Here is an 18,661-nt window from a genome sequence, read left to right as displayed (position 1 = left end):
ACTGTTGTGAATTTGTTGAATCCGTTTTACCCTATCCAACGCTTGTTTCACTCATTATAAAGGATCGAACACAATGTTAAAAATTCAGAAAATTTCTACTGTTGCACTGATGTTAAGTGCGGTTGTTTCTACAAACGTTTTTGCAGAAGGTAAAACCGACGCAAAATTCAATGAAGACTCTTCTTACGCAGTAGGCGTGCTATTCGGTACGGATTTACAAGGCTTAATTAAAGCGCAAAAAGGCGTAATTGATTATGACAATGCCAAAGTTATTGCAGGAATTTCCGATGTGCTAAACGGCAAAGTGCAATTGGAAGGCAATAAGGAAGTTGCAACTGCGCTACAAGGTATCGACAATAAATTAAGAGCGGAAAGCGAAAAAAGAGCGGCCGCCGCAGTGAAAAAAGCGGAAGAAGAAGGCAGTAAATTTGCCGCTGAATTCGCTAAAAAAGATGGCGTGAAGAAAACCGCATCAGGTTTGTTGTATCGTGTTGAGAAAGCCGGTTCCGGTGACCCGATTAAAGCTACCGATACGGTGAAAGTGCATTACACCGGTAAATTGCCGGATGGCACGGTGTTTGATAGCTCACGTGAGCGCGGCACACCGGCTGAATTCCCATTGAATCAAGTGATTAAAGGCTGGACCGAAGGCCTGCAATTGGTGAAAAAAGGCGGCAAAATTGAATTGGTTCTGCCGGCGGATTTAGCTTACGGTGAAGACGGCGCAGGCGATAAAATCCCTCCTCACTCTACGTTGTATTTCGATGTTGAAGTATTAGACGTGGTTCCGGCGAAAAAATAATAGAAAAAACGACCGCACTTTATGACTTCGTGGCGAAAGTGCGGTCATTTATATGAATAAAAATAAATATGCTCTTTCATGTTAACGGATAAACGACCTTTTACCGATGAAGATCGCACGATTTTAAATTCGTATATTGCCGTGGTTGACGGCGTCAGTGCGCTTATCGGTCAACATTGCGAGATTGTTCTGCATTCCTTTGAAGATTTAGAGCATTCCGCCATTTATATTGCCAACGGACACAATACCAATCGACAAGTGGGTTCGCCCATGACGGATTTCGCTTTACGTTCATTACACAATATGAAATCGGAAAGCGTTAGCAAACCTTATTTTACCCGTGCGAAAAAAAGCAGCGGCTTGATGAAGTCGGTGACGATCGCCATTCGTAACAGCACTCAACGCATTATCGGCCTGCTTTGTATTAACATTAATTTGGACGTGCCGGTGTCGCAATTCTTGCAAAATTTTATGCCTGCAACCGATCATGGCGAGACATCCGCAGTGAATTTTGCCAGCTCGGTGGAAGATCTGGTGGTGCAAACGGTAGAAAAAACCATTGAGGAAATCACCTCCGATCGGATGGTGGCGAACAATAACAAAAATCGCCAAATCGTGATGTCTTTATATGAAAAAGGCATTTTTGACATTAAAGACGCGATTAATTTGGTGGCAGAGCGTTTGGATATTTCACGCCATACCGTGTATTTATACATTCGCCAAATTAAACAAGATCAAGACGAGTAACTCATGGATTATGTGTTGGTGGTAAAGCAGCCGGTGTACGGTAGCCAAGGGGCGTTTCTGGCGTATCAATTGGCGCAGGAACTGGTGCAAAAACACCGAATTTGCCAAATCTTTTTTTATCAAGAAGGAATCAGTAACGGCAACGCTTTGGCGTATCCCGCCAACGATGAATTTAATTTGGTAAACGCATGGCAGGATTTTGCCCGCCGACACAATGTGCCGTTGCATTTATGCGTTGCTGCCGCGCAACGACGTGGTGTGGTGGATGAAGCCTCTGCCGCCGATAAAAGTGCGGTCAATTTAGCGAACGTTTTTCAGCTGGCCGGTTTGGGCGAATTTAGCCAAGCCTTGCTCCGCGCCGATCGAGTAATTACCCTATGAGTAAACTGGCATTTATTTTTCGCCATCCGCCTTATGGCAGCGCTTCCGCCCGCGAGGGATTGGATGCGTTATTGGCGGCCACGGCATTTTGTGAAGAAGAGGAAATCGCCGTATTTTTCTTCGATGACGGCCTGTTAAATCTGCTTCGTGAACAACAGCCTGAGCAAATTCTGCAAAAAGACACCGCCAGTGCTTTCAAGCTATTAGATTTATACGACATTGAGCAGCGTTATGTGTGTGCCGATTCATTACAACGTTTTAGCCTCACCCCGCAAGATCTCTTAGTAGACTGCCGGCCGTTGCCACGCGCGCAACTGTTGGCGATGTTGCAACAAAGTGAAAAAATTCTGACTTTTTGATTATGCTTTATACCTTCTCACAAGCCGATTACGATCAACAAACGCTGGAAATTTATGTGCGTAACGCCAACGCTACAGATGCTATTGTGTTATGGCAAGATGGCGTGTTATTGGCGATAAAACAGGCGGATGTATTGGCGCGTTGTCAGGCGCCTTGTTTTGTGTTGGAAAATGATCTTTTGGCCAGAAATTTAACTGCACTTTTACCTGAAAACGCAAAAGTGCGGTCGATTTCTTTGGCGGATTTTGTGGCAATCAGCGAGCAATATTCTCCGCAGATTGCGTTGTAATCGACACTCTCTTCACGTGCTTTAATCCTTTCTTAATCCTCTGCAAACCAATCTGCAGTTAAGGTTTCCGCATCAAATACTTGTCCCATTAACGGCGTCAGCGGGTTAACTTCCAGCTTGCGGGCAATAGGCAGGCTTTGTAATACCGGTTCGTTCCATTTATGTAATGCCAACGGATAGGCTGCCCAGTGAATTGGCATGAAACGTTTCGGTTTTAGCTTGGCGGCCAACTCAGCGGTTTGGTGTGGAAACAGGTGGTTATTAGGCCAGCGTTCGTTATATTGGCCATTCTCGATAAACGCAATATCAAACCCGTTAAAACGCTCGGCGATGGCATCGAAATGTTTGCCGTAAGACGAATCGCCATGAAAATAGAAACTTTCGTCCTGATGTTGAATCACAAAGCCCGACCACAGGCTTTTGTTATGATCCAACAAACTACGCCCCGAATCGTGCCGTGCCGGCAACGCGGTGTAACGGACGCCATGGCGTTCAGTGGATTGCCACCAATCCAGCTCGGTAATACGTTCTGCCGGTACGCCCCATTTTTGCAAAATTACCCCCAAGCCAAGCGACACCACAAAATGGCTTTGCGTTTTCGCGAGTTTCTCAACGCTCGCTTGTTCCAAATGATCGTAATGATTATGGGAAATCAGCACTACATCAATGGGCGGTAGCTCTTCCAACCAGGCCGGCGGGTCTTGAAAGCGAGTCATCATTAGCGGCACAGGCGAGGCGCTTTTGCCGAACAGCGGGTCGGTAATAATGGTTTGCGTGCCCACCCGCATCATCAACGTGGAATGCCCGAACCACATAAAACGACTTTTTTCCGCCGGGGCGAGAAATTTTGCCCAATCCGGTTTTAACATAGGCAATGGTTTGGGCGGGTGCAATGATTGTTCATCAAATACCAGCGTCCACATGGCGCGCACAATGTCGGATACGGGTTGTTGTGGTTCGGCATTAAAAAAAGTTTGCGTTTTGGGATCATAGTGATCGCTTTCCGGATAAACAGGATAACGGTCGGGGTACAACCAATAACCTACCATCGCCATACCTGCCAAAGTAAACAGTTTCTTCTTGTGTCTCATGGTGAATTAAAATTTTATGATATTACGACGAAGGCCACATTATATGTCAAATTTGCCACGCTGTTGAATCGACGGCAACGGCATGTGTGGATACAAAGACATCCTATCAGCTTAAATATAAAATGATAATTATTTACATATGTCGAATGGTGCTGTATTTTAAACGTCCTTTCAGGAAAGAAAGTTTAGGTATGTAAGAAACCCTTACAAAATATGAGATTAATTAATAGCTAGGAGCTTAACCATGACAGAGCAAATCATTCCTTCCGATGATGTAATTCTTAAAGCCGTCCACGACACCCTCGTGATTTCCACCACCGATTTACAAGGTGTGATCACCTACGCAAATGACCTTTTCTGCAAATTAACCGGCTATTCTCGTGAAGAATTGGTGGGCAAACCGCATAATTTGGTGCGTCACCCGTCTGTGCCAAAAGAGGTGTACAAAGACATGTGGGACACTATCCAAGCCGGTAAAATCTGGACCGGCGTTATTCCGAACGTAGGTAAAGGCGGTGTGATTTATGTGGTTGATACCACGGTACAACCGATTTTTGATGACGCAGGAAAAATTACCGGCTACATCAGCGTGCGTCGCGTTATCAATGATTTAATGGAAAACTTCGACGCCGTTGAATTATCCAAAGAAGTATTCGACGACTACTACGACAAATAAGGTCTCCAAGCGTGTCGTCACCGGCACGCTTTCTCTTTTCTGCAGCTTTTCTCACATATTCAAAGGTAATGCTATGAGCAACAATCCTCTTTCACGCGTTCATATCGCGTACGGCTCGGATTCCGGCAATGCCCAAGCTTTGGCTACGGAATTGTCCAATCAGCCGTTCTTGCAGGCTTATACCGTTTCGGTAAGCAGTTTAAATGAAACCCATCCGTCCATGTTGGATAGCCAAACGTTGTTATTGGTCATCACCAGTTCGTTTGGTGACGGTGAGCCGCCGGCCAACGCCGATGATTTCTTAGAAACGTTAGAAAATCTGACCGCACTTTCCTGCCGTTATTGCGTATTTGGCTTGGGGGATGTGACGTATGAACATTTTTGCGGATTTAGCCAAAAGGTGGATGAAGCCTTGCAGAGCAAGCAGGCACAGCCGTTGATCGAGCGCGTGGATGCCGATCTCAATTACCGTGAAATTTTCAAACAATGGCTGCCTCTTTTACAGCAAGCGTTAAACGATCTCCCGCAACAACCGCTGAGCCACCAACTATCGGTGCAGGTGTATAACGAAAACACCGTTTATTACGCCGAGGTGTTGGACATTCAGCATCTCGCACAGTCGGATCCGGCGGTTTATCACTTGCGTTTATCCCTGAAAGACAGCGGTATTTTTTATCAAGCAGGCGATTTGCTGTATGTGCAAATTGAACAGCCGGATGAGGTGTTGGCGCATTATGTAAACTGGTTTGAGGATCAAAGTGCGGTGGAAATTTTGCGTAAAAAAGAGCTTCGTCTGCTAAGCAAAAACGTATTGCGTGACGTAAGTAAAATTACCGGCAACGCCGCCTTAAAAGATCTCACTAAAATCTCCAATAAAAAAGCCTTGGAAAGTTATTTATATGGTCATGATTTGCTTGATGTTCTGCGCGATTTTGACCCCGAGAAAAAGGTACGCCTTGCGGATTTAACGACGATCCTCGCTAACCTCACCGCGCGGGCTTATTCCATCGGTTCCTGCGGCAAAACGCACCCCGATTACACAGATTTATGTATTCGCCACGTTTACTACAGCCTCGGAGAGCGTCATTATCAAGGTACCGCCAGTAATCAACTGGCGCAGCTCAAGGTGGGACAAAAAGTTGCCGTATTCGTCAAATCCAACTCCACTTTCCACTTGCCGTCAAGCCTTGACGCGCCATTGGTCATGATTGGCTCCGGCACCGGTATTGCGCCTTATATCGGCTTCTTGCAACATTTGGAAAGCCAAAAACCGACGGTGGAAAGCTATTTATTCTTCGGCGAGCGTTATCGAGCCAAAGATTTCCTTTATCAAACCGAACTGGAAAACTACCTCGCCAACGGCACCTTAACACGTCTTTTCACCGCCTTTTCCCGTGATCAAGCGGAAAAATACTACGTACAGGACGCCTTAGCCGAACAAGCGGAATTGATTTGGTCGCTTATCCAACAAGGGGCATATTTCTACATTTGTGGCAGCAAATCTATGAGTAAAGCCATTGACGACGCCCTTATTAACATTGCTTCCACCATTGGTCATCGCCCTTATGTCGATGCCTTCGACAATATTGTCGCCGAACTGGTCGCCGCCGGCCGTTTACAACGCGATGTTTATTAGCCTCTTCGTCGGATAGCATTATCCGACGAATGCCTTTTCTTTCTACGCGATATGCCCAAAAAACATTATTTTTTCTGACCGCACTTTTTTGATATTTTCTATAAAGCCCCTTTAAATATAGTGGATTTATTCAAAATAAATATTGTGTTTATTTTCATGAGCGGATAAATTACCTTCCCTTTTTCCGAAAAGACCGAATGAACTTATTCAAACGGTCTTTTTTATATCATTTTTAAATTGTCGTTATTTCGCTACAATGTTGCCTGCGTGAAGAAATTTTTTGTCCTTTTGGCGGTCTTAAAACCGTCTTTAACAGTGAATGGTAAAATAATATGAAACGGTGGTTGTACGCCTTATTAGGATTGATTGTATTGTTGGTAGCGATAGTTTGCTTGCTGCCATGGTGGATCATGCCTAAACAGGTGGAAAACCTTGCCAATCGTTTTTTAGCACCTGATTATGAGTTGCAACTGCCCGAGCGATGGCATTTACAAACCACAGGTCTACAACTGCCCGAGTTAGAAGTTCGGACTGCTCAATGCACTATCGCTACGTTAGCCGATGTTCACGTAAACTGGTGGGAACCCCGTCGGCTGGAGGTAGCGAACGCTAGCTTAGATTATGAATGTCTAAATAGCTTGCCTTCCAATGACGATGCAAAAACATCGCTAAATTTGACCGCACTTTTTTCTGCCATCCCATCCTCTGAAGTGAGTATTCAGCATTTTCAATTGGTAAACAGCAAGGAATTAAATGTACCGCCGCTGGTGCGTGAGCTTTTAGACGCCAATGTTGCGGCGACAGCGTATTATAATGGTAGTCGTCTGCAATTGACGGCCAATGCCAAGGTGAATGACGATAACTTAATTTTGCACCACCAGTCTACCCTTACCCGTGAAAATGATATGTTCCAATGGCAGGGACATACGGATTACCAACCGCTTGATGGACAAACCTATCACCTGCATTTTTCCACTCAACTTAAGGATGAGATGCCACAATTGCCACACCAAGGCGAACTGCGTTTTGATTGGCAAAATGCTGATTTCAGCGTGAGTAAAGGAACGCTTCAATTCAATTGGAACGGTGAACAAGGGCAAATCAGTGCGCAGGATTTAAGCCGTAATAAACCGTTATTGGATGTGCCTTTTACGTTCACCTCCGACGGTTTGGCGATTAACTGGGGAACATTTTATTGGACGTTTGACGGTTACCAACCGATTAAAGGCTTCTTCGGTTTGGCGTTACGCAAACCGCAAGAAGGCTGGCTACCGTTGGGAGCGGATGTGGATGTTATCGTGCAAACCTTCGGTGAGCTGGGCAAAGGCGAAATTGTTGTGTCAGGCAAAAATGGCGAAATTGGTGGCGGCAATGATAAAAACCGACTGTATTTTGACCTGAAAACCCGTGGTGATTTGCGTTATAACACTACCGTGGCGCAAACCAACTTGGAATATCATATCGGCGGTGTCTTTGATGATCCGATTTTGCGTTTCCGAACCGGATCAATTTTTAAAATGGATAACGTGCAACCGACTTCCAAAATCCATGTGCGTTTGCCGTTAGATAATGTGCAGATTGGGCGTTATGGTTTGGAAGGACGCCTACAAGCTACCCTGCAAGGCTTCACACCACAATTTGAGAAGCTAAATTTAAAACTTGACGGGCAAGCACAGGAATTTATTGCCGGGATTAAAACAGTATTTGATTTGCGTAGCGAACATCAAGATCTGCGTGAGGCGGAAATGCGCGCGGCGAACCGTTGGGATTGGACGATTGACGGTGATGCGCTGTGGAAATCTCTAAATACGCCGGTGAATATGAAAGGGATCGGGTTTTGGGAAGCCGATCATATTGAACTAAACCAACTTGCTGCCCATTCCGGCAATGTGCATACCAGCGGTGTGAAAATGGCGCCTTTGGCTTTGGAGTTGAAAGACCGTTTGCGTTGGGATTATGAAGCGGAGCATATTCGCGGGCTGTTACAGGCACAAACCGAGTGGATTGAATTCGATTATGGCGGACGCTTTGTGCGCCCGGTGTTTGGTGTGGGCATTGATGGCAAAAGCATCGGTGATTTCAATTTGGCGGGCGATTTAAAAGCGGGTTCGCTCGGCCCGATTGATGTGACCGCCCGTTATGAAAATCAAGCGCTAAAGGGCAAAATTAGTTGGAAAGAACAATCCGCCAAAGTGTTCCAATCCTTATTTCCGCAACAATGGGAATGGATTATTCGTCATGGTAGCATTCAAGGCGCCAGTGATTTTGAGATTGACGGCGAGGGCGTGGCATTGAACGGCGAGTTTAATTTGCGCGGTGCCGAAATCACTTTCCCCGATGGCGAAATTCAAGCGCTGAATATTCGTTTTCCGTTGAATTATCAAAATCTTGCGCTACAAACTGCGCGAACCAAACCGGTGCGGGTATCGGCGAAAAATATTCGCATGGGGGCACTTGCCGTGAGCGATGCGTCTTTTGATATGTTCGGCACTTATCCTAATTCGGCCAAGCAACCGCTCACCTTGCAAAAGGTGAAAGTCGGCGTGTTTGATGGCTCGCTGAGCGTGCCGAGTTTGAGTTTTCCACAACGTAAAATGGCGGAGTTGAGCTTTAATAATATCGATTTGGCGCAAGTGATGGAATTGGCGCAATATAATCAACTGGTGCTGAACGGACGGGTCAACGCGACATTGCCGTTTTGGTTAGGGCATAAAGAATGCTTAATTTGTAACGGACGTCTTGAACAAGTCGGCAAATTGAATATTAAACTTAATGATAGTGTGGTGGACGGCTTGAAAAAAGGCGGTTGGACCGAAAGCACTTTGGTGGATTTGATGAAAGAAATGGAATTAGAAAAATTCCACGCGAATGTCAATTTGACGCCGGATGGAAAAATGGCGTTAAAAGCGACGATTGCGGGCTTTAATCCGACTAAGCGCACCCACAATCCGATTACCTTGAATTACACACACCAAGAGAATATGTTTGAGCTATGGAATATGATTGACTACGGCTCTCAATTTGAACAGAATTTACAATATCGACTTTACCGACAGTTAGAACAATGAAAAAACATCTGAAAAAACCACCGCACTTTTTTTGTTTGGCCGCCGCTTCCCTCATGCTTGCCGGTTGCACTCCCACCATTCAACTGGACACCCCAAAAGAAGGCATTACCATTAATATGAACGTGGTGGTGGATCATAATATCAGCGTAAAAATGGACGAAAAAACCAAAGCTGCTGCCGGGGAAAATAGCAAAGAAAAACCGCTGAAAAAAGCGGCAAAATAGCACTGGATCCTGTTTGAAGCGGGCGTCGGTAACAGTGAATTTGAATCGGAAAAAGAGGAGACATCATGTCACTTTTAGATTTATTACAATACCGACGTTCCGTTCGTTATTACGATCCCGATAAACCGCTCGACAGCGAAAAAGTCCGTCATTGCTTACAACAGGCCACTTTGTCGCCAAGCAGTTCCAATATGCAACTCTACGAGTTCTATCACATCACTGACAAATCCACATTACAACAACTCGCCCATGCCTGTTTCAACCAACAACCTGCTACAACTGCACAGCAAATGGTGGTTTTCGTTGTTCGTCAGGATTTATATCGTCAGCGGGCGACCGAGGTGATGGCGATGGAACAAGAAAATGTGAAACGCACCAGCCCACCGGAGAAACAGGCATCCTGGCTAAAAGCCAAAGAACGTTATTACGGTTGGTTAATGCCGTTTATTTATGCCCGTTGCTGTGGTTTGTTGGGCGTATTTCGTAGAACAATTGCGTTGCTTGTGCATTACTTCCGTCCGATTCAAGTGGATGCATCGGAAGCCGATATGCGCATTGTTAGCCATAAAAGTTGCGGCTTGGCGGCGCAAACATTTATGTTAGCCATGGCGGAAAACGGTTATGACACCTGCCCAATGGAAGGACTGGACAGTTTACGGGTGAAAAATATCCTGAAACTGCCACGGGGCGCAGAAATCAATATGATCGTTGCCTGCGGCATCCGCAAAGACGGACGCGGCATCTGGGGCGAGCGCACCCGTTTGCCGTTCGATAAGATTTATAAGCACATTTAATCCCAATGTGCGGGAGCCAAAAACACGGCGAACATTACTTACAATCGAATCAAGTTCGATTATTCGCGCCAATGGGATCGTTGACAAAGTGAATGTTCAAAATCCGTTGGATGTTGTGACCGCACTTGATTGTCTTTCTACGTCTTTTGCTCCTGACCATTAATGGCTGTTTTATAATATGGAGAATCATTATTCGGAGTGTCTATGTTTTTTATTTATATCATTATTGCACTGACGGCAGGCATTGCGCTGGCCATTCAGTCTGCCATTAATACCCAACTGGCTAAAGCCATGAGTGGTGAGCCGATTTTGGCGGCATTGATTTCTTTTGCTGTCGGGACGCTTCTTCTGTTGATTATTGCCGGTGTAAAAACGGATTTGTGGGGCAATTTAAGCACCCTGCCCGAGCAGCCTTGGTGGAAATTATTGGGAGGAATACTAGGTGCCGGTTTCGTGTTCACCACCGTTTTACTTGCGCCGAAATTAGGCATTACGGCCATGTTGTTTTTTATCATTATTGGGCAACTGCTCAGCGCGGCAACTATCGATCATTTCGGTTTAATCGGGATGCCTGTGCGGGAGGTCAATGGCATCAAATTAATCGGGTTGGCTATTGTGGCACTCGGTTTGGTGTTTTATTTCTTTGGCGATAAATTTATTCAAATTGTGGTGCGAGGCAGTTAACCCGTACAAAAAGTGCGGTGAGTTTTAGACGCGTTTTTTCAGATAAAAAAATATTTTTAAATTCCACCGCACTTTGCGGAAGAAAAGCGCCATGTTCTCCGTAAAACTAGGGGACAAGCGGTTAAAATCTGCTATACTGCCCGCCGAGTTTTTACTCAATTCTTTTATGAAAATTAACCACCCGCTATTGTTAGCTTTGGAGGACAATAAATTGAAAAATTTGTTTGTAAAAACGCTTAAATCCCTCGGCTTGATGCTGACTCTCCTTTCCACCACCGCCTTTGCGCAAGAAAAACTTTACGTTTATAACTGGACCGATTATGTCCCTTCCAGTCTCGTTGCTGAATTTACCAAAGAAACCGGTATTGAAGTGATTTATTCCACGTTTGAAAGCAACGAAGAAATGTATGCCAAACTCAAACTGATTTCCGATAACGCCGGTTATGACTTGGTTTTTCCGTCCAGCTATTATGTGAACAAAATGGCAAAAGACGGCATGCTGCAAAAGCTCGATCATCGTAAGTTAAGCAATTTCAAACAAATTCCGGACAATTTATTGCATAAAGACTTCGATCCGAACAACGATTATTCCTTGCCTTATGTGTACGGCTTGACAGGGTTGGCGGTGAATTCCGAAGATATTGACCCGAGCAAAATCACCAGTTGGGCAGATTTGTGGAATCCGGAATACAAAGGCAAAGTGTTGTTGACCAGTGACGCGCGCGAAGTGTTTCATATTGCGTTGTTGTTAGACGGCAAATCCCCAAACACCACCAGTGAAGATGACATCAAAGCGGCTTATGAGCGCTTAGTTAAACTTTTGCCGAATGTGGCGGTGTTTAACTCCGATTCGCCGGAAGTGCCTTATGTTCAGGGCGAAGTGGCATTAGGCATGATTTGGAACGGTTCCGGTTATTTAGCGCATAAAGAGAATGACAAAATTGCCTTTGTTTATCCGAAAGAAGGTGCGATTTTCTGGATGGATAATTACGCCATTCCAAAAGGTGCAAAAAATGTTGAAAATGCCTATAAGTTCATCGACTTCCTATTGCGTCCGGAAAACGCCAAAGTGGTGTTGGAACGATTGGGTTATTCTATGCCAAATAATGGCGTGAAAGCCTTGTTAGATCCGGCTATGGCCGAAAATCCAACTATATTCCCTCCGGCAGCGGAAGTGGAGAAAGGTATTATCCAAAGTGATGTGGGCGAAGCGATAGATATTTATGAAAAATATTGGAGCAAATTGAAAACTCATTAATCGCTTCACACCAAGTGCGGTCAAAATTCACGGTAAATTTTGACCGCACTTTTTTCTGTCTGTATCCTTATCTCGTCAACAGTTTTTGATAAATCTCCCAATCCACCTCTTTAAACACATTAAACACCACCTTCATTTTTGGATTTTCGTTCAAAAATATTCGCACAGTTTCTACCGCAATTTCTGCTGCTAATTGATTTGGAAAACGAAATTCGCCTGTGCTAATACAACAAAATGCGACAGAGTTTAGATCGTTTGTTTTGGCGAGTTTTAAGCAAGAACGGTAGCAATCGGCAAGTAAAGTGCGGTCAGTTTCGTTGACGTTTTCGTAGATAATCGGCCCGACGGTGTGTAACACAAATTTAGACGGTAAATTAAACGCCGGCGTGATTTTCGCTTTGCCCGTGGCTTCCGGTTGACCTTGTTTTTCCATTAATTCAAAACAAGCTTGGCGAAGTTGTAAGCCTGCGGCAGAGTGAATAGCATTGTCGATACAGGCGTGCAAAGGATGAAAACAACCCAATAATTGGCTATTCGCCGCGTTCACAATGGCGTCTGTTTGCAAACGGGTAATATCCCCTTGCCAAAGGTAAATTTGTGGCGCGATGGGCGTGAGATCATCCAACGTCACGACGCCTTTTTGCCGCGTTTCTGCTTGTAATAATTCATCTTGTACCGCCCAATATGCTTCTGGAATCGGGTCGTTTGGGTTATGTACATTCATCACAGCGCGTAAGAGTTGGCGTTGTTCGATGGGATCTTTAGGAATAGCCAAATCGTGGCGTAAGCAATGGATTAAGAAAGGGATTTGATTCATTTTAGCCTCCTGTAGGGACAAAATTTATGTCTGTCCTTTTTGTTTGGGTTATCTACAATAATGCGTGTAGGACTTTATTGGGATCTTCCGCAAATGCTACGGTTTTATCCATTGTTTCTGCAAAACCTTCGGGATAATCGCGATTTAAGCGTACAAGTAAAGCATTTGGATTGTGGTAAACCATCTGCTCAAAAGGGTAACGGATAATGGCCGGTGTGTTGAAGCCAACGCCAAGTTCCAGATAAACGCTCTTGCCGTGTAAGGCTTTTTCTGCAAATTTGGCATAACGTGCTTGGACTGTGTGCCAATCAGCGTTTTCCACAAAATTGCCGTCCACCCGCAAATGCATTGTCATTTCACCGCCGCATTTGGGGCAATGAGGCACAAGTGCGGTCGGAATTTCCAACGTTTTTTCATCTGTTTCCGCCAGCCATTGTTTAACCAAAGATTCATTGCTATATAACGTATCATGGCAGGCATTTTTGCATTGCAACTTACCGTAATCTCCTTGTATTACAAATAGGCGGTTTGGGTCAAAACCTGCTTTTTCAAATTGCGCATCCACGTTGGTGATTAGCACAAAATAATTTTTATCTTTCACCAAATCAAACAATTCGCAATACAACGGCAAGGCATTAGGTTGCCAGCGATTATGCCAAACATGCTTTGCCCAGTATGCCCATTTTTGCTCAGGCTTGGTGAAAGGGTAAAAGGCCGCGGAATACATATCTGTCATGCCATATTTTTTGATAAACGGCTGAAAATTATTGGTAAAGCGTGAGCCGCTATAAGTCAGCCCTGCTGCCGCAGAAAAACCGGCGCCGGCACCAATCAAGACAAAATCTGCGGTTTCAAGAGCAGATTTAACTGCTTTCAATCGGGTTTCAAAGGTCATTTGGGTTTCCTTAAAGACTAAAAAAACCTAGAGTAACAAGTTACCCTAGGTTAGGCATCATGCAACCCCGTTAGGGTTGGGGCGTTACAAATACCCTAGCGGGGTATGCTTATGCCGTAACCGCGGGTATTTATACCCACGGTTCAAGCGGTTAAAGCGCCTGTTTCACCGCCACATCCAATCCTGCTGTTGGACGGCCAAGCAATTTCTCAAGGGTTTTGTCTTCTGAGAATAATGCACCGTTTGCAACATATATTTCACATTCAGCAGAGAATGCTGCAATTTCTTTTGGCAAACCCATTTTTACTAATTCATTAGCATAGTCAGTAGTTGGAATATCTACGTAAGGAATGTTCTTACCGGTTTGTTTGCTGATTTCTGCAGCTAAGTCAGCCAAGGTGTAGCTGGTTGAGCCGGAAAGTTCGTACGTTTGGTTATCGTGACCTTCACCTAGTGCGACGTTTACGGCTGCTTCTGCAAGTTCTGCGCGAAGTGCGGATGCAATACGCGCATTTTGTGCCGAACCATAAAATGCATTGTTTGCTATCGAGGCTGGGATAAGGTCTGTGTAATTTTCCGTGTACCACGTGTTACGCAAAATGGTGTAAGTGATGCCGGAGGCTTTTAATGCAGCTTCGGTTTCAACATGTTCACTGGCAAGGCATTGCACGGTATTGTCGTTGGTAGCACCCAGTAAACTGGTGTAAATAATGTGTTTCACTCCTGCCTTTTTCGCCGATCCAATTACGTTATTGTGTTGTATGAAGCAACGTTTTCCAATTTCGTTGCTTGATACCAAAATTAACGTATCCACGCCTTGTAATGCCTCTACTTGCCCTTCTGTTTTTGAATAATCAAATTTGCGGGCTTCTACACCGGAAATTTTTTCCGGAGAACGCACAAGTGCGATGACGTTGGCATTTTTGGCTTTTAATAAATTTAACGCGATTGCGCCAAATTGACCTGTTGCACCGGTAATTGCGATAGTTTTCGTTGTCATGATGTTTTCCTTCTCGTTAAGTTGAAATGATGTTTGAACATTTGCTTGTTCGCTTGATGTGACGTATTATATTTCAACACTTACTTTTGGGAAGTACTTACATAAACGTAAGTTTTGAAATTTTTTGAAAATAATTTTTAATCTATTGATTTTTAAGGAAATAAAAATGGAAAAAAGTGTTGAGCGTGGCAATGTGTTGGCTTCTGCCTGTCCTTCCCGACAAATTTTGCAGCATTTAACCAGTCGCTGGGGGGCATTGGTGTTGGTGAGTTTGCATTCCGGCACCAAGCGTTTTAGTGAACTTCGCCGTGCGATTGATGGTGTAAGCGAACGTATGTTGACTAAAACCCTGCAGGAACTGGAGGCCGATGGCATGTTAATCCGTAAATCCTATAATACCGTGCCACCGCAAGTGGATTATACATTAACAGAATTTGGAGCAGAGGCTTCTAATAAGATGTTTGAGTTGGTGGATTGGTTAGAAACAAATCTTGACGGGATTTTGGCAAAAAAGCAGGCGGCTAATCCGTAGGATTTACTACACGATGACTCCTAAAGTGCGGTTAAAAATCTAAGTGTTTTTTCCACCGCACTTTTTTCCGCCTTTCCTTTATCCCGCCTTGTGTTTTCAGTATAATGACACACATTTTCTCCACCTAAATAGACAGAACATATTATGACAAAATTTAATAGAAAAACTTTCCAAGGCATGATTCTTGCTTTACAAGAATACTGGGCGAACCAAGGCTGTACCATTGTGCAACCCTTTGATATGGAAGTGGGCGCGGGGACCTCTCACCCGATGACCGCGTTACGCGCGTTAGGCCCGGAGCCGATGGCGTTTGCTTATGTACAACCTTCACGCCGTCCGACCGATGGTCGCTATGGCGAAAACCCAAACCGTTTACAGCATTACTACCAATTCCAAGTGGTGATTAAACCCTCTCCGGACAATATTCAAGAATTGTATTTAGGTTCCCTTGAAATGCTTGGTTTTGACCCGACCAAAAACGACATTCGTTTCGTGGAAGATAACTGGGAAAACCCAACCTTAGGCGCATGGGGCTTGGGCTGGGAAGTGTGGTTAAACGGCATGGAAGTGACTCAATTTACCTATTTCCAACAAGTGGGCGGCTTAGAATGTAAACCGGTTACCGGCGAAGTGACTTACGGTTTAGAGCGTTTGGCGATGTACATTCAAGGCGTGGATTCCGTGTATGACTTAGTTTGGTCTGATGGCCCGCTGGGTAAAACCACTTACGGTGACGTATTCCACCAAAACGAAGTGGAACAATCCACCTACAACTTTGAATATGCTGACACCGATTTCTTATTCCATTGTTTCGATCAATATGAAAAAGAAGCGAAAAGCTTATTGGAATTAGAGCGTCCGTTACCATTGCCGGCTTACGAGCGCATCTTAAAAGCGGCACACAGCTTTAACTTGTTAGACGCGCGCAAAGCGATTTCCGTTACTGAGCGTCAACGCTACATTTTACGCATTCGCTCGCTTACTAAAGGTGTGGCAGAAGCCTATTATGCTAGTCGTAAAGCCTTAGGCTTCCCAGGTTGTAAAAGATAAGATGTAACTATAATTTACAAAAGTGCGGTTAAATTTCCCTGTACTTTAGTAGAGAAAAATGAGCAAACAAATTTTTTATGCTGAAAAATACCCAGATACTGTTCCTTTTGTGGCAGAGTTAGTGCGTTTAGACGTGGATTATGAAGAAATAGCAATTCTTACTTCGTTATCAAATCTAAAACAATTTATACGCTTACGTGATAACAATAGTGCACTTTATGTCGTTAAAGTGAATGGCTATTTAGGATTTCTGCCTTGTTGTTAGAAAATGGTGATGTGATTTTAGAACAAGCAAAATTAAAAGCGATTTTTTTTAAGATGATGAAAAGAATAACTACATTTTTACTCGGTTGTACTCTGGCAAGCAGTATATTTGCAACAGAAAATAGCCAAAACACACCGAATGCAGATTATGAATTAGAGAAAGTATTGATTTTTAGCCGACACGGTCTACGCTCACCTGTGGAAAAAAATCCGCAAGAAATGGCTAAATATTCCCCGTATGCTTGGGCGAAATGGGATGTACCATCAGGTTATCTCACCGCAAAAGGCACAGTATTGGAAATTTACTTTGGGCAATATTTAGGCCAATGGCTTGCAGACAAAGGGTTATTAACCACAGAACGTTGTGCATCAGGTGAAGGCATTTTTGCTTATGCCAATGGTGTGCAACGAACCATTGCAACAGGGCAAGCAATTGTAGCAGGCGCTTTTGCAGGTTGTAATGTGCAATTACAACATCACGGTAAAATTGGTTCAGAGAAAGATCCCATTTTCAATATACAAGCACATAACCCAAGTAAAGACTTAATTGAATCTGCAAAAAATAACGTAGATTTAAATGCATTACAGAAGAAACTTGCACCGAATTATGCGTTATTAAGTGAGCTAATTGATTACAAAAACTCGCCAAATTGTTTGCAAAAAGGTGAATGTGATTTAGGTGGGAAAACCGGTGATTACAGTATTGGAAACGGTAAATCGGTGAAAATTACCGGCTCAATTAGTACTTCGAAAAAAATTATCAATGCGCTATTGCTTGCATATTACGTTGGTAAACCGTCTTCTGAAATTGCTAACGGTAAAGTAGATAGCAAAGAAAAATGGCGTGCGATTAATGAAATTAAAAATGAATATTACCGTACTTTATTTAAAAATAACAAAGCGTTAGCACAAAATGCTTCGTATCCATTATTGGAATTTATTCAACGACAATTAAACAGCGAAAATAAAATTAGTTTATTAGTCGGACATGATTCCAATGTTGTTGCTTTGCTGGCCTCACTGGGTGTTGCGCCCTATGAATTAGAGGATTCATTGGAAAATATCCCAATTGGCGGAAAACTGATGTTTGAAGTGTGGAAACATAAGCCAAGTGGCAAATTGAAATTTAAGTTGGATTATGTGTATCAAAGTACTGAGCAACTCGTTAAACTAACGCCGTTAAGCCTTGCTACACCACCAAAACAAACGGCATTAACGCTTGAGGCTTGTACAAAAGACGAAAGTGGTTTCTGTGATTATGAACGTTTTCAGCAGGTGTTGAGTGAGGGGATTGAGAACGGCAAGAAGTAACTTTCATGCAATCCTATGAAAAATATCTAAAATAAAATTCGCAAAAACTTCGTTGAGAAAAAATATATGCAGAATGATGATTTAGATGAAAATAATACAGATAAACTAATTTCAGTTGCAAATTCTATTTTAGGAGAATTTCCTGGTGGTTCTGTTGTGAGTGGAATTATTAAAAAATTAGTAGGAAAGCCACGTGAAGACAGAATAACTAACTATATTAGAGAACTAGCAAAAAGAATATCTAATTTAGAATGTTTGATAGGTTCAGAAGCTGAAAAATTATCTAATACAGCATTGTTTGAAGATGGTTTATTCTACGCTTTTCGAGCTACTAGTGAAAAGCGTCTTGAGCATATTGCCTCTTATAGTGGCGAATGGATTAAATAAAGAACAAGTACAAATATCTCAATCTATCTATTTACTAAATTTATTGTCAGAGCTAAATGATGAAGAGATTATTTGGTTAAGGTTTTATTTATACCCAACACTAGGTGGTGATGAAGAATTTAGAAGTAAACATCAAAGTACCTTAACTTTAGCTAGGAATTATATTGGTGCTTCAGAAGAGCAGATGGATAAATCTGCTATTCAAGAGAGCTATAAAGAGTACTTAGAACGATTAGGTTTAATAAAAACTAAATTCAATATAGATAGAAATACGAATATGCCTATTTATGATAAATCATCAGGAAAACCAAAAGGTTCTAGATATATAACTCATTTAGGAAAAATGCTACTTAAAGAGATTGGTTTTTCTGAAGTATCATAGTTCGTAGTTGTGC

At 43.4% G+C, this 18,661-nt stretch carries 21 protein-coding genes and 1 pseudogene; 18 read left to right on the top strand and 4 right to left on the bottom strand.

Translation table 11 applies throughout. The features are described from left to right. Positions 1-73 precede the first annotated feature (73 nt). From EL144_RS06430 to EL144_RS06410, 5 genes are all read left to right on the top strand, one after another. Positions 74-802 (top strand): FKBP-type peptidyl-prolyl cis-trans isomerase, encoded by a 729-nt coding sequence (locus tag EL144_RS06430; RefSeq protein ID WP_005704634.1) that lies wholly within the window; start codon positions 74-76, stop codon positions 800-802. A 78-nt stretch (positions 803-880) separates the two neighbouring features. Then, positions 881-1,549, top strand: coding sequence for a helix-turn-helix transcriptional regulator (locus EL144_RS06425; protein WP_005704636.1), 669 nt, complete (start codon positions 881-883; stop codon positions 1,547-1,549). Positions 1,550-1,552: 3 nt separating this feature from the next. After that, entirely contained in the window at positions 1,553-1,930 is a 378-nt protein-coding gene (gene tusD / locus EL144_RS06420) for a sulfurtransferase complex subunit TusD (protein ID WP_005704637.1), read from the top strand. Beyond that, positions 1,927-2,289, top strand: coding sequence for a sulfurtransferase complex subunit TusC (gene tusC / locus EL144_RS06415; protein WP_005704638.1), 363 nt, complete (start codon positions 1,927-1,929; stop codon positions 2,287-2,289). The genes tusD and tusC overlap by 4 nt, the downstream gene beginning before the upstream one ends. Positions 2,290-2,291: 2 nt before the next feature. Beyond that, positions 2,292-2,579, top strand: coding sequence for a DsrH/TusB family sulfur relay protein (locus tag EL144_RS06410; RefSeq protein ID WP_005704639.1), 288 nt, complete (start codon positions 2,292-2,294; stop codon positions 2,577-2,579). 32 nt (positions 2,580-2,611) lie between these two features. Here the strand turns inward: EL144_RS06410 and EL144_RS06405 are convergent, their stop codons facing one another. Then, complete coding sequence (locus EL144_RS06405; RefSeq protein WP_232010614.1) at positions 2,612-3,628, bottom strand: MBL fold metallo-hydrolase; 1,017 nt, start codon at positions 3,626-3,628, stop codon at positions 2,612-2,614. A gap of 286 nt (positions 3,629-3,914) precedes the next feature. On the opposite strand from EL144_RS06405, the gene EL144_RS06400 reads away from it, so the two are divergent. The 7 genes from EL144_RS06400 (at position 3,915) to EL144_RS06360 (ending at position 12,010) form a co-directional block, all read left to right on the top strand. After that, complete coding sequence (locus EL144_RS06400) at positions 3,915-4,346, top strand: PAS domain-containing protein (protein WP_005704641.1); 432 nt, start codon at positions 3,915-3,917, stop codon at positions 4,344-4,346. A gap of 73 nt (positions 4,347-4,419) precedes the next feature. After that, positions 4,420-5,982, top strand: coding sequence for a diflavin oxidoreductase (locus tag EL144_RS06395; protein ID WP_005704642.1), 1,563 nt, complete (start codon positions 4,420-4,422; stop codon positions 5,980-5,982). 332 nt (positions 5,983-6,314) lie between these two features. Continuing rightward, complete coding sequence (locus EL144_RS06390; RefSeq protein ID WP_005704643.1) at positions 6,315-9,050, top strand: YdbH family protein; 2,736 nt, start codon at positions 6,315-6,317, stop codon at positions 9,048-9,050. Next, positions 9,047-9,274: a YnbE family lipoprotein gene (locus tag EL144_RS06385; protein ID WP_050332913.1), complete on the top strand. Its 228-nt coding sequence runs from the start codon at positions 9,047-9,049 to the stop codon at positions 9,272-9,274. Before EL144_RS06390 ends, EL144_RS06385 begins: the two co-directional genes overlap by 4 nt. Before the next feature lie 65 nt (positions 9,275-9,339). Beyond that, on the top strand, positions 9,340-10,068 hold the full coding sequence (locus EL144_RS06380) for a nitroreductase family protein (protein ID WP_005704645.1): 729 nt from the start codon (positions 9,340-9,342) through the stop codon (positions 10,066-10,068). 204 nt (positions 10,069-10,272) lie between these two features. After that, complete coding sequence (locus EL144_RS06370; RefSeq protein ID WP_005704647.1) at positions 10,273-10,752, top strand: DMT family transporter; 480 nt, start codon at positions 10,273-10,275, stop codon at positions 10,750-10,752. Positions 10,753-11,005: 253 nt separating this feature from the next. Beyond that, positions 11,006-12,010: an extracellular solute-binding protein gene (locus EL144_RS06360; protein ID WP_207932926.1), complete on the top strand. Its 1,005-nt coding sequence runs from the start codon at positions 11,006-11,008 to the stop codon at positions 12,008-12,010. Between the two features lie 67 nt (positions 12,011-12,077). Here the strand turns inward: EL144_RS06360 and EL144_RS06355 are convergent, their stop codons facing one another. From EL144_RS06355 to EL144_RS06345, 3 genes are all read right to left on the bottom strand, one after another. After that, entirely contained in the window at positions 12,078-12,827 is a 750-nt protein-coding gene (locus EL144_RS06355; protein ID WP_005702489.1) for a protein-ADP-ribose hydrolase, read from the bottom strand. A 52-nt stretch (positions 12,828-12,879) separates the two neighbouring features. Then, the gene (locus tag EL144_RS06350) at positions 12,880-13,722 is read right to left on the bottom strand and encodes an SIR2 family NAD-dependent protein deacylase (protein WP_005704650.1); all 843 of its coding nucleotides are present in this window, start codon (positions 13,720-13,722) and stop codon (positions 12,880-12,882) included. 151 nt (positions 13,723-13,873) lie between these two features. After that, a complete protein-coding gene (locus EL144_RS06345) occupies positions 13,874-14,722 on the bottom strand; it encodes an SDR family oxidoreductase (protein ID WP_005704651.1) in 849 nt (282 codons plus the stop codon). A 166-nt stretch (positions 14,723-14,888) separates the two neighbouring features. Here EL144_RS06345 and EL144_RS06340 point away from each other — a divergent pair, with 166 nt between their 5' ends. From EL144_RS06340 to EL144_RS11570, 6 genes and pseudogenes are all read left to right on the top strand, one after another. Beyond that, a complete protein-coding gene (locus EL144_RS06340) occupies positions 14,889-15,254 on the top strand; it encodes a winged helix-turn-helix transcriptional regulator (RefSeq protein ID WP_032995344.1) in 366 nt (121 codons plus the stop codon). A 141-nt stretch (positions 15,255-15,395) separates the two neighbouring features. After that, on the top strand, positions 15,396-16,304 hold the full coding sequence (gene glyQ, locus EL144_RS06335; RefSeq protein ID WP_032995346.1) for a glycine--tRNA ligase subunit alpha: 909 nt from the start codon (positions 15,396-15,398) through the stop codon (positions 16,302-16,304). A gap of 58 nt (positions 16,305-16,362) precedes the next feature. Continuing rightward, positions 16,363-16,616 (top strand): annotated as a pseudogene (locus EL144_RS06330) (hypothetical protein); the annotation flags it as partial. 6 nt (positions 16,617-16,622) lie between these two features. Beyond that, on the top strand, positions 16,623-17,879 hold the full coding sequence (locus EL144_RS06325; RefSeq protein ID WP_032995356.1) for a histidine-type phosphatase: 1,257 nt from the start codon (positions 16,623-16,625) through the stop codon (positions 17,877-17,879). A gap of 66 nt (positions 17,880-17,945) precedes the next feature. Then, the gene (locus EL144_RS11575) at positions 17,946-18,266 is read left to right on the top strand and encodes a hypothetical protein (RefSeq protein ID WP_032995347.1); all 321 of its coding nucleotides are present in this window, start codon (positions 17,946-17,948) and stop codon (positions 18,264-18,266) included. After that, positions 18,247-18,648, top strand: coding sequence for a hypothetical protein (locus EL144_RS11570; protein WP_005704656.1), 402 nt, complete (start codon positions 18,247-18,249; stop codon positions 18,646-18,648). Before EL144_RS11575 ends, EL144_RS11570 begins: the two co-directional genes overlap by 20 nt. Positions 18,649-18,661: the final 13 nt, after the last annotated feature.

It is taken from the genome of Aggregatibacter aphrophilus ATCC 33389, assembly GCF_900636915.1.
Taxonomy (GTDB): domain Bacteria; phylum Pseudomonadota; class Gammaproteobacteria; order Enterobacterales; family Pasteurellaceae; genus Aggregatibacter; species Aggregatibacter aphrophilus.
The sequence above is the reverse complement of the archived record's forward strand: the minus strand, read 5'-3'. Positions and strand labels throughout refer to the sequence as shown.

Coding starts and splice junctions, on each gene's coding strand:
- EL144_RS06390 (WP_005704643.1), top strand. CDS start 6,315: ATGAAACGGTGGTTGTACGCCTTATTAGGATTGATTGTATTGTTGGTA.
- EL144_RS06340 (WP_032995344.1), top strand. CDS start 14,889: ATGGAAAAAAGTGTTGAGCGTGGCAATGTGTTGGCTTCTGCCTGTCCT.
- tusC (WP_005704638.1), top strand. CDS start 1,927: ATGAGTAAACTGGCATTTATTTTTCGCCATCCGCCTTATGGCAGCGCT.
- EL144_RS06385 (WP_050332913.1), top strand. CDS start 9,047: ATGAAAAAACATCTGAAAAAACCACCGCACTTTTTTTGTTTGGCCGCC.
- EL144_RS06430 (WP_005704634.1), top strand. CDS start 74: ATGTTAAAAATTCAGAAAATTTCTACTGTTGCACTGATGTTAAGTGCG.
- EL144_RS06370 (WP_005704647.1), top strand. CDS start 10,273: ATGTTTTTTATTTATATCATTATTGCACTGACGGCAGGCATTGCGCTG.
- tusD (WP_005704637.1), top strand. CDS start 1,553: ATGGATTATGTGTTGGTGGTAAAGCAGCCGGTGTACGGTAGCCAAGGG.
- EL144_RS06425 (WP_005704636.1), top strand. CDS start 881: ATGTTAACGGATAAACGACCTTTTACCGATGAAGATCGCACGATTTTA.
- EL144_RS06405 (WP_232010614.1), bottom strand. CDS start 3,628: ATGGTAGGTTATTGGTTGTACCCCGACCGTTATCCTGTTTATCCGGAA.
- EL144_RS06380 (WP_005704645.1), top strand. CDS start 9,340: ATGTCACTTTTAGATTTATTACAATACCGACGTTCCGTTCGTTATTAC.
- EL144_RS06345 (WP_005704651.1), bottom strand. CDS start 14,722: ATGACAACGAAAACTATCGCAATTACCGGTGCAACAGGTCAATTTGGC.
- EL144_RS06400 (WP_005704641.1), top strand. CDS start 3,915: ATGACAGAGCAAATCATTCCTTCCGATGATGTAATTCTTAAAGCCGTC.
- EL144_RS06350 (WP_005704650.1), bottom strand. CDS start 13,722: ATGACCTTTGAAACCCGATTGAAAGCAGTTAAATCTGCTCTTGAAACC.
- EL144_RS06410 (WP_005704639.1), top strand. CDS start 2,292: ATGCTTTATACCTTCTCACAAGCCGATTACGATCAACAAACGCTGGAA.
- EL144_RS06395 (WP_005704642.1), top strand. CDS start 4,420: ATGAGCAACAATCCTCTTTCACGCGTTCATATCGCGTACGGCTCGGAT.
- EL144_RS06355 (WP_005702489.1), bottom strand. CDS start 12,827: ATGAATCAAATCCCTTTCTTAATCCATTGCTTACGCCACGATTTGGCT.
- EL144_RS06360 (WP_207932926.1), top strand. CDS start 11,006: ATGCTGACTCTCCTTTCCACCACCGCCTTTGCGCAAGAAAAACTTTAC.
- EL144_RS06325 (WP_032995356.1), top strand. CDS start 16,623: ATGATGAAAAGAATAACTACATTTTTACTCGGTTGTACTCTGGCAAGC.
- EL144_RS11575 (WP_032995347.1), top strand. CDS start 17,946: ATGCAGAATGATGATTTAGATGAAAATAATACAGATAAACTAATTTCA.